Consider the following 9721-nt stretch of genomic DNA (forward strand, 5'->3'; position numbering starts at 1 on the left):
CGCACGCCGTACCGTCGGGCGTATCGCCGCGGCGCGGATCAATTCGAGCAATCGCTCGACGGCCTCCTCGCGGTTGCGCTTCTGGCTGCGGTGCGTCTGGGCGACGATGACGATGACCCCGTCCTGGGTCAGCTTGCTGCCGGCGAGTTTCATGAGGCGAATGGCGACATCGTTCGGCAAGCCCGGCGATCGGCGCGCGTCGAAGCGGATCTGCACCGCGCTCGAGACCTTGTTGACGTGCTGACCGCCCGGTCCCGAGGCGCGCACGAAGCTCTCCTCGATCTCGCTGTCGTCGATCGCGATGGACGGGGTGACTTGAATCATGGGAGGACGCTACCTCAAATCAAGGAGACATGCAGCGATGAAGCCTTCCCGCGACATCGGCCGGCTCGTCGAGATCATGGCGGCGCTGCGCACGCCGGAGACGGGTTGCCCCTGGGACCTCCAGCAGGACTTCGCCTCGATCGCGCCCTACACCGTCGAGGAAGCCTATGAAGTCGCCGATGCGATCGCGCGCGGCGACAAGCTCGATCTCAAGGACGAACTCGGCGACCTCCTGCTGCAGGTCGTGTTTCACGCCCGGATGGCGGAGGAGGAAGGCTCGTTCGCGTTCCCGGATGTCGTGGAAGCGATCACCAGCAAGCTGATCCGCCGGCACCCGCATGTCTTCGGCGATACGCGCGATCTCTCGCCCGCCGAGGTGAAGGTGCTCTGGCACCGGATCAAGGCAGAAGAGAAGGCGGCCAAGGCGGCGGTGCGCGATGCCGCGGGCCTTCCGCCGCTACCGGAGGACAAGAGCGTCCTTGCCGGCGTGCCGCATACCCTGCCGGCCCTGACGCGGGCCTGGAAGCTGCAGGCGCGCGCCTCGACGGTGGGCTTCGACTGGAACGATGCGCGCCTCGTCCTCGACAAGATCCGCGAGGAGACGACCGAGATCGACGAGGCGCTCGCGAGCCGCGACAAGGCGGCGATCCAGGAGGAGATCGGCGACCTGCTCTTCGTCATCGCCAACCTCGCCCGTCACGTCGACGCCGATCCTGAAGCCTGCCTCCATGCTGCGAACGCGAAATTCGAGCGCCGCTTCAAGGGCATCGAGGAGAAGCTCGAAGCCGAGGGCCGCAACGCGGGAGATGCGGCGCTCGATGAGCTCGAGGCGCTCTGGCAGGCGGTGAAGCGGGAGGAAAAGGCTGCGCCGTGACCCGGATCAGCGCCGGGTCGCGTCAGGAAAGCGGGCTGTGAAGCTCCCTTCCCGCTCCGGCGGCAGCCGGACGATCAGCTTCAACCCGCCGTCCTCGGCATCCTCGCGCTCCAGGATTTCGCCGTTGGCATGCAGCCAGGCGAGCGACTTGCCGTCTCCGGGTGCGAGATCCAGCCGGTAGACAGGCCGGCTCCGCGCGATCCTGGCCTCGATCGCTCCCGTCAGACGATCGATCCCCTCGCCGGTCAGTGCCGAGACGAGGACGGGACGCGTCTCGGCAGGGCGCAGGGAAGCGACACCGAGCTGACGCTCGCGCTCGGCCGGGTCCAGCAGATCGGCCTTGTTCCAGACCTCGATGACGCGCTGGCCATCATCCGGATTGATGCCGAGATCGCGCAGGATCGCCTGTACGTCGGCAGCCTGGGCCTGCGTGTCCTCATGCGAGACGTCGCGGACATGCAGCAGGACATCGGCCTCGATCGCATCTTCCAGCGTCGCGCGGAAGGCGGCAACGAGCTGTGTGGGCAGGTCGGAGATGAACCCGACCGTGTCGGACAGCATGATTCGGGCCCCATGCGGCAGCTTGATCGCCCGGGCCGTCGGATCGAGCGTGGCGAAGAGCATGTCCTGCGCCAACACCTCGGCCGAGGTCAGCCGGTTGAACAGCGTCGACTTGCCGGCATTGGTGTAGCCGACCAGCGCGACGATCGGATAGGGTACGCGTTTGCGGCTGGCGCGATGGAGCGAGCGCGTCCGCTTCACGCTCTCGAGATCGCGCTCGATCTTGGTCATCCGTTCCTGGATGATGCGCCGGTCGGCCTCGATCTGGGTTTCGCCAGGCCCGCCGAGGAAGCCGAAGCCGCCGCGCTGACGTTCGAGGTGGGTCCAGGACCGTACCAGCCGGCTCTTCTGATAGTTGAGATGCGCAAGCTCGACCTGGAGCGAGCCTTCCTTGGTGCGGGCACGCCGCCCGAAGATTTCGAGGATCAGGCCGGTGCGATCGATGACCTTGCAGCCGAAGGCCTTTTCGAGATTGCGCTGCTGAACCGGCGACAGGGCGCAGTCCATCACGACGAGGCCGACCTCCTCGATCCTGATGCGCTCCGCGAGCTCCTCGACCTTGCCCTTGCCGAGATAGGTCGCGGGCCGCAGCGCCGTGAGCAGCACCTGCACCGGCTCGACGACGGTCAGGTCGATCGCAGCCGCGAGGCCGACGGCCTCGTCCAGCCGAGCAGCGAAAGAACGCTGGTTTGTGTCGGCCGCTATGCCGCGCTTCTGCAGGTAGGGCCCCACGACAAAGGCGCGCGTATTCGCCGCGATGTCGCGTTCGATTTCGTCGAGCGGCTTCGCGCCTGTGACGCGCGTGGCCGCCCGATCCTCATCATCCTTGTGGCTTGGCGCCAAGTCAGTTCTTGTCCGTGTCCTCGGGCTCGAACAGTTGCACCGGATGTCCGGGCATGATGGTCGAGATCGCATGCTTGTAGACGAGCTGCGAATGGCCGTCACGGCGCAGCAACACGCAGAAATTGTCGAACCAGGTCACGACGCCTTGCAGCTTCACGCCGTTCACCAGGAAGATCGTCAGCGGAATCTTCTGTTTGCGAACGTGATTGAGGAAAGTGTCCTGGAGGTTCTGAGCCCGCTCTGCGGCCATGGGTAGTCCCTGTTGTTGGGATCGTCGATCGGTTTACGCCCGCGATCCAGTTCGTTCCGTTCGGGCCGGCGGCGCATTCCGCCAGCCTCGGAACACCGACGCTCCATTAGATCGTCGAGTTCGCCATCAACGCAAGTGCAGCAATGCCGCGTTTTTTCGCAGGTGCGTCTGCGTGGCGTGCAGGCGCATCCTACGAAAGACTAGCCGACGCCCAGCGACTTGAGCTTCCGGTGCAGTGCCGAACGCTCCATCCCGATGAACTCCGCCGTTCGCGAGATGTTGCCTGAGAAGCGCGCGATCTGGGCGATCAGATACTCGCGCTCGAAGATCTCGCGAGCCTCGCGCAGGGCGAGACTCATCAACCGCTCGCCGCCGGAGCCCGACGGTGTCGTCGGCACCATCGCGCCGACCTCCGCCGGCAGCATCTCCACGGTCACCTCCGCGGTCGGGTCGCCCTTGGTCAGGATCATCAGCCGCTCGACATTGTTGCGGAGCTCGCGGACGTTGCCCGGCCATTCATGCGACTGCAGCACGGCCATCGCATCGGAGCCGATCCGGCGCCTCGGCAGGCCGCTCGCGATGGAAATCTGCTCCATGAAGAACTCGATCAGCTCCGGCACGTCCTCGCGCCGCTCGGAGAGCGCGGGGATGCGGATCGGCACGACGCTGAGGCGGTGATAGAGGTCCTCGCGGAAATGCCCGTCGGCGATCAGCTGGGCGAGATCGCGGCTCGACGACGAGATGATGCGGACATCGACATGGACCCGCGTCGCTCCGCCGACACGCTGGAAGTTCTGGTCGACAAGGACGCGCAGGATACGGTTCTGCGTCTCGCGCGGCATGTCGCCGATCTCGTCGATATAGAGCGAGCCGCCATGCGCCTCCTCCAGCGCGCCGATGCGGCGCGAGCGGCCGTCCCCGCCCTCGACGCCGAAAAGCTCCTCCTCCATCGTCTCGGGCGTGATCGTCGCCGCGTTGATGACGACGAAGGGGCCGTGCGAGCGCGTCGACGCCTCATGCAGCGTGCGGGCCGCCAGCTCCTTGCCGCAGCCCGGCTCGCCTGTGATGAGGACGCGCGCGTTGGTCGGCGCCACGCGTTCGATGGTCTGGCGCAGCTGGTTCACAACCGTCGTGCGGCCGACGATGCGGTTGGCCTGGACCGAGCGGGTCTTCAGCTCCCGGACTTCGCGGCGCAGCCGCGATGCCTCGAGGGCACGCTCGGCCACGAGGACGAGCCGATCCGCCTTAAACGGCTTCTCGATGAAGTCATAGGCGCCACTCTTGATCGCGGACACGGCCGTCTCGATGTTGCCGTGGCCGGAAATCATCACCACGGCGAGATCCGGATGGCTCTCCTTGATCAGCTCCAGGACCTGCAGACCGTCCAGGCGGCTGCCCTGCAACCAGATATCGAGGAAGACGAGGTTCGGCCGCCGCGCGGCAATAGCCGCCAGCGCCTCGTCGGCGGAGCCTGCCTTGCGGGTCCGATAGCCTTCGTCTTCGAGAAGGCCGGCGACCAGATCGCGGATATCGACTTCGTCGTCCACCACCAGGATGTCAGCGCTCATCAACCTATCCCATTCTGCAAATCGTGAACGACCGGACCGGAGCCCGGCTGGGCGGCATTATCGCCGCCATCGGCCTCGGAGGGGCCGGTATCGGGGAACCAGAGACGGATACGGGCGCCCCTCGCCCCGCTGGAAGCATCGGGCCGATCGAGCAGCTCGATGCCGCCGCCGTGGTCCTCCAGAATCTTGCCGACGATGGCGAGGCCGAGACCGGTCCCGCCCTCGCGCGTGGTCATATAGGGCTCCAGCAATTTCTGGCGCTGGTCGGCCGGCAGGCCCTTGCCGTTGTCGATCACCTCGATCACCACCCGGCCATCCTCGCGCCGCTCCAGGCGGACATCGATGCGGCCCTGGCCCCGCTCGTCCGCGGGAACCGCCTCGATCGCCTCGGTCGCGTTCTTGATGACGTTGGTCAGGGCCTGCGAGATCAGGCGCCGGTCGAACCGCGCCGGGACCGCCTCGTCGGGGAGGCTCTCCTCGATCGTGGTCTCGGGATTCCCGACCCGCCAGAGGAAGACGATCTGACGCACCGTCTCGACGATATCCTCGCGCAGCAGCGAGGGTTTCGGCATGCGGGCGAACGAAGAGAATTCGTCGACCATGCGGCGGATATCCTCGACCTGGCGCACGATCGTGTCGGTGCACTGGTCGAAGACCTCCTTGCCTTCGGTGATCACGCGGCCGAAGCGGCGCTTGATGCGCTCGGCCGAAAGCTGGATCGGCGTCAGCGGATTCTTGATCTCATGTGCAATGCGCCGGGCGACGTCGGCCCAGGCAGCCGTGCGCTGCGCCGAAACGAGATCGGTGATGTCGTCGAGCGTCACCACGAGACCGGCGCTGATCCCCTCGCCTTCGCGCACCGCGCGAATGTTCACCATGCGGTCCTGCCCCGCGCGCGTCAGCGTCGCCTGCCCCGCGATCTGTCGCTGCCTGCCCTGCAGGGCCTCCGCGACGAAACTCGCGACCTCAGGGGCGACCTCGGCCACGGGCTTGCCATGTAGCCGGCCACCGGTGCCCAGCAGGGCTTCGGCCGATCGGTTGATGGTCGTGATGTGGCCGTCGCTGTCGAGACTGAGCACGCCGGAGGAGACGCCGGAGAGTACGGTCTCGGTAAAGCGCCGCCGCCTGTCGATGACCTCGCTGGCCGTTACCAGGCTGTCGCGCTGACGGCGGAGCTCCGCCGTCATCTTGTTGAACGTCTCGCCGAGATGGGCAAGGTCGCCCTCGGATCGTCGGATCGGCACCTGGACGTAGAAATTGCCGCTAGAGACCTGATCGGTTGCGTGGATCATCCGCCTGATCGGGGCGACGAGGCCATTGGCAAAGCTCAGGCCGAGCCAGATGGCCGACAGCAGCAGGATCAGCGCGATCAGGCCGTACATCGAGGCGAAGGCAATCTGGACGCCCTTCCGACGAGCGTCGATCGACAGGTACTCGACGGCCGCCCCGCGTGCGACGGCCGGGAATTCCACGGCCAGCGGATCGACCTCCCGCGCAATGTGCAGGAAGCTGTTGTCATAGGCCGGAAGCTTCATCACCGCGCCGAAGATCCGTCCGGTACGCGGAATGACGCAGATCGGCTCCGGCGCGGACTGCGCATCGTCGAAGGAGGCCTGATCGGGCTTCGGCGCATCGCGCAGCACGTCGATATTGGCGCGGACGATCACCTTGTCCGGCGGCTGCATGATCGCCGCCACCGGAACGCCAAGCGCCGTCGCGCGCGAGGTCAGGAAGTTCTCGAACCATTTCCGGTCGACGTCATAGGCCGGCTTGGCGCGCGTCAGGTCGTCGGCAAGCACGCGAATCTCGCGACCGAGCGAACGGCACTGGCTGGCGGCATAGGCATCCGCGACCTCGACCGACTTGAAGATGGCATCGCGCATCCTGTCCGAGAACCAGGGCTCCAGGCCGCGCTCGATGGTGAAGGTGGCGATGATGGCGACGAGGACAGCCGGAAGCGCCGCGATGATGCTGAACAGGCCGACGATGCGCACATGCAGGCCGGCGGCCGCAGCCCCGGCCTTCCGTGCTCTGATCAGGACGGCGGCCTCGACTGCGACGATGACCAGCAGTGCGAGAATCAGCAGCGCATTGAGGACGAAGACGCCGACCACGACCTCGTGCACCGGCGCGATCGGCGTCGCGCCGGACAGGACAAGGAACGTCAGCAGCGCCGAGACCAGCGCCAGGACGACGATGATGCCGCCAATCCAGCCGGAAACACGGCGGGATTTCTCCTCGCCGCGCGGTACCATTCTGGCCTCACTCGCGGAAGCGGACACGTTCTCTGACAACTCCGATAAGGCTCGGCCGGGACTTCGCCGGACTCACGGCGCTACTGATGCGCCGCCGCAACGGTGTTGTCAAAATATGACATATAAAAGGCAGCGCGACCGTTCAGCGCGGCGAACGCACAACCTGCATGTCGAGCTCGCGGATCTTCTTGCGGAGCGTGTTGCGGTTGAGGCCGAGGAGCTCCGCCGCGCGGATCTGGTTGCCGCGGGTTGCGGCGAGCGCCGCTGCGATCAGCGGCGGTTCGATCTCGCGCAGAATGCGGTGATACAGGCCTGGGGGCGGGATATTGTCACCGAATCCGCCGAAATACTGGCCGAGATGTCGCTCGACCGAGCCGGACAGGGTCTCGGCGCGCTCGGGAGCGGCGGAGTTGCCGGCGTAGCTCGACCCGCCTGCGGCCGGCTGCAATTCGGCCTCGACGATCGGCGCGGTGATAGTTTCCTGCGGGTAGAGGGCGGCCAACCGGCGAACCAGGTTTTCGAGCTCGCGGACGTTACCCGGCCAGCGATAGCGACGCATCACGTCCATCGCTTCCGAATCGACCTGCTTGCGCGGCAGCCCCTCCTTCTCGACCAGCGAGAAGAAGTGCCGGACGAGATCGGGGATGTCCTCGACGCGCTCGCGCAGGGGCGGCAGCCGGATCGGCACGACATTGAGCCGGAAGAACAGGTCCTCGCGGAACAGGCCCTGCGCGATCGAGATGCGCAGGTCCTTGTTGGTCGCGGCGATGATGCGGACATTGGTCTTGATCGGGGTGCGCCCGCCGACCGTCGTGTACTCGCCCTGCTGGAGCACGCGCAGCAGGCGCGTCTGTGCCTCCATCGGCATGTCGCCGATCTCGTCGAGGAAGAGCGTGCCGCCCTCAGCCTGCTCGAAGCGGCCCGAGGAACGCGTCAGCGCCCCGGTGAAGGCTCCCTTCTCGTGGCCGAAGAGCTCGGACTCGATCAGGTCCTTAGGGATCGCCGCCATGTTGATCGCGACGAAGGGACCGTTCTTGCGCTTGCCGTAATCATGCAGTGCGCGCGCCACCAGTTCCTTGCCGGTGCCGGATTCGCCGTTGATCATGACGGTCAGATCGATCGGCATCAGGCGCGCCAGAGCGCGATAGACGTCCTGCATGGCCGGCGAGCGGCCGATGAGCGGGATATCCTCGGGCTCGGCGGCGTGGCTGCGCGCCGTCTCTCCCCGCGGGCGGGACATGGCGCGACCGACGATCGCGACCAGCTCCTTCAGGTCGAAGGGCTTCGGCAGATATTCATAGGCCCCTCGTTCGGAAGCCTTGATCGCGGTCATGAAGGTGTTCTGCGCGCTCATGACGATGATCGGCAATTCCGGCCGCACGCGCTTGATGCGGGGCAGCAGGTCGAAGGCATTGCCGTCCGGCATCACGACGTCGGTGATGATGAGATCGCCCAGCCCCTGGGCCGCCCAGGTCCACAGGGTAGCGGCCTGCCCGGTGGTTCGGACTTCATAGCCGGCCCTGGCAAGCGCCTGGTTGAGGACGGTGCGGATCGCGGCGTCGTCGTCGGCGACGAGGATGTTCCCGGTCGGCATGTGTTCGATTAGGCCTTGCGTTGGCTGCCGTGCCCCAGCTGGTGCAGCGGCAGAAGGATCCTGAATTGCGTTCGGCGAGGAACGGACTCGCATTCGACGATTCCGCCGTGATCGCCGATCACCTTGGCGACGAGTGCAAGTCCAAGGCCACTTCCCTGAGCCTTCGTCGTCACGAAGGGATCGAACAGGTGCTGGACGAGATCCGGCGGCACGCCGGAACCATTGTCGCGAATGCAGATTTCGAGCGGCAACGCGATCCGTTCAGACGATCCGGGCACCTGCATGCGAATGCCCGGACGATAGGCTGTCGTGAGCGTTATCTCGCCGTCGAGTGCCTGCTCGCCAATGGCTTCGGCGGCGTTCTTCACCAGATTCAGCAGGACCTGCACGAGCTGATCGCGGTTTCCGGCGACCGGCGGCAGGGACGGGTCGTAGACCTCGGAGAAGCGGACGTGGCGGGCGAAGCCGGACTGGGCCAGGCGCTTCACATGGTCGAGCACGTCATGGACATTGACGGCCTCGCGCTCGCTCGGGCGCTCGTCGCCGAACAGCTCCACGCGCTCGACCAGCTTCACGATCCGGTCCGTCTCGTCGCAGATCAGCTGCGTCAACATCCGGTCCGAATCCGAGATCGAGCCTTCGAGAAGCTGCGCCGCGCCGCGAATGCCCGAGAGCGGGTTCTTGATCTCATGGGCGAGCATGGCGCCGAGCGCCGTGATCGAGCGTGCTGCTCCTCGATGCGTCAATTGCCTGTCCATTTTTTCGGCAATTGTCCGTTCTTGAAGCATCAAGACCACCGCATCGCCCTGATTGGGCAACGGAGAGGCAAACACGTCGACGATCCGATCAATGCCGAGGCGGGGCGAACCCAGATCGAGGCGATACTCGCTGACGCTGGCGCCGCGACGCTGCACCTCCTCGATCAATCCCAGCACTGGCGAGCCGAAGGCGATGAGATCGTCGATGCGCTGGCGCTTGAGCACGGCGGCGCTCGACTGAAAGAAGTCCTCGGCGGCGGTATTGGCATAGGCGATCACATGGCCTTCGCCGATCATGAGCACCGGCATCGGCAGCACATTCAGCGCCTGCACCTCGATCGTATCGAGGAGATAGGCCTTTTCGAGCCCCTTGTCGGCAAAGAGCGCCGTCATCGGCCCCCTCCTTTTCCCGTTCAGGCCGCTTCGCGGCTCAATTCCGTCGAAAACAGTGCGGTGAGCGCAGCGAGCACCTGCCGAGGCTCTTCCGAGGTCAGCAGCGTCCGCCGCTGGTCCGGATCCGGCTCGCAGCCTTCGGCCAGGGCCTCGTCGGCATAGGCGGCGAGGTGCTTGCGGGCATGGCGCACCCCATGGGCGGTGCCCATCAATGCGAGCAGCCCTTCGTAATGCTCCCGCGCGGTGGCGAGCTTCTCGGCGAGGGGCAGCGGCGCGAGCGTGCGACCGTCGAGCGCAGCCC

General features: G+C 66.1%; 8 protein-coding genes and 1 pseudogene. 1 reads left to right on the forward strand and 8 read right to left on the reverse strand.

The window, feature by feature from the left end; translation table 11 throughout:
- Window positions 1–324, reverse strand: a 324-nt coding sequence (gene arfB, locus ACIPIA_RS04940; RefSeq protein WP_400507242.1) for an alternative ribosome rescue aminoacyl-tRNA hydrolase ArfB, incomplete at its 3' end; no start/stop codon positions are given.
- 37 nt (window positions 325–361) lie between these two features.
- Between arfB and mazG the strand changes: the two genes are divergently transcribed.
- Window positions 362–1198, forward strand: coding sequence for a nucleoside triphosphate pyrophosphohydrolase (gene mazG, locus ACIPIA_RS04945; RefSeq protein WP_400507244.1), 837 nt, complete (start codon window positions 362–364; stop codon window positions 1196–1198).
- Window positions 1199–1204: 6 nt separating this feature from the next.
- Here mazG and hflX read toward each other — a convergent pair whose 3' ends face one another.
- The 7 genes and pseudogenes from hflX to ACIPIA_RS04980 form a co-directional block, all read right to left on the reverse strand.
- Entirely contained in the window at window positions 1205–2530 is a 1326-nt protein-coding gene (gene hflX, locus ACIPIA_RS04950; RefSeq protein ID WP_400507252.1) for a GTPase HflX, read from the reverse strand.
- 73 nt (window positions 2531–2603) lie between these two features.
- Window positions 2604–2852, reverse strand: a complete 249-nt coding sequence (gene hfq / locus ACIPIA_RS04955) for an RNA chaperone Hfq (protein ID WP_055726983.1) — start codon at window positions 2850–2852, stop codon at window positions 2604–2606.
- A gap of 200 nt (window positions 2853–3052) precedes the next feature.
- Window positions 3053–4420 carry a nitrogen assimilation response regulator NtrX gene (ntrX, locus tag ACIPIA_RS04960; protein WP_400507246.1) on the reverse strand — a complete coding sequence of 456 codons (1368 nt, stop codon included), beginning with the start codon at window positions 4418–4420 and terminating at the stop codon, window positions 3053–3055.
- Window positions 4420–6675, reverse strand: a complete 2256-nt coding sequence (locus ACIPIA_RS04965) for a sensor histidine kinase NtrY-like (protein ID WP_400507248.1) — start codon at window positions 6673–6675, stop codon at window positions 4420–4422. Before ACIPIA_RS04965 ends, ntrX begins: the two co-directional genes overlap by 1 nt.
- A gap of 142 nt (window positions 6676–6817) precedes the next feature.
- Entirely contained in the window at window positions 6818–8269 is a 1452-nt protein-coding gene (gene ntrC / locus ACIPIA_RS04970; RefSeq protein ID WP_400507250.1) for a nitrogen regulation protein NR(I), read from the reverse strand.
- 8 nt (window positions 8270–8277) lie between these two features.
- Window positions 8278–9336 carry a two-component system sensor histidine kinase NtrB gene (locus ACIPIA_RS04975; protein WP_400507254.1) on the reverse strand — a complete coding sequence of 353 codons (1059 nt, stop codon included), beginning with the start codon at window positions 9334–9336 and terminating at the stop codon, window positions 8278–8280.
- A 104-nt stretch (window positions 9337–9440) separates the two neighbouring features.
- Window positions 9441–9721: pseudogene (locus tag ACIPIA_RS04980) on the reverse strand (tRNA dihydrouridine synthase DusB); the annotation flags it as partial.

This window comes from Allobosea sp. CER48 (genome assembly GCF_044752385.1).
Classification (GTDB): domain Bacteria; phylum Pseudomonadota; class Alphaproteobacteria; order Rhizobiales; family Beijerinckiaceae; genus Allobosea.

Excerpts from the sequence above, each read along its gene's own strand:
- ACIPIA_RS04975 (WP_400507254.1), bottom strand. The coding sequence starts at position 9,336 with ATGCCGGTGCTCATGATCGGCGAAGGCCATGTGATCGCCTATGCCAAT.
- ntrX (WP_400507246.1), bottom strand. The coding sequence starts at position 4,420 with ATGAGCGCTGACATCCTGGTGGTGGACGACGAAGTCGATATCCGCGAT.
- ACIPIA_RS04965 (WP_400507248.1), bottom strand. The coding sequence starts at position 6,675 with ATGGTACCGCGCGGCGAGGAGAAATCCCGCCGTGTTTCCGGCTGGATT.
- ntrC (WP_400507250.1), bottom strand. The coding sequence starts at position 8,269 with ATGCCGACCGGGAACATCCTCGTCGCCGACGACGACGCCGCGATCCGC.
- mazG (WP_400507244.1), top strand. The coding sequence starts at position 362 with ATGAAGCCTTCCCGCGACATCGGCCGGCTCGTCGAGATCATGGCGGCG.
- hfq (WP_055726983.1), bottom strand. The coding sequence starts at position 2,852 with ATGGCCGCAGAGCGGGCTCAGAACCTCCAGGACACTTTCCTCAATCAC.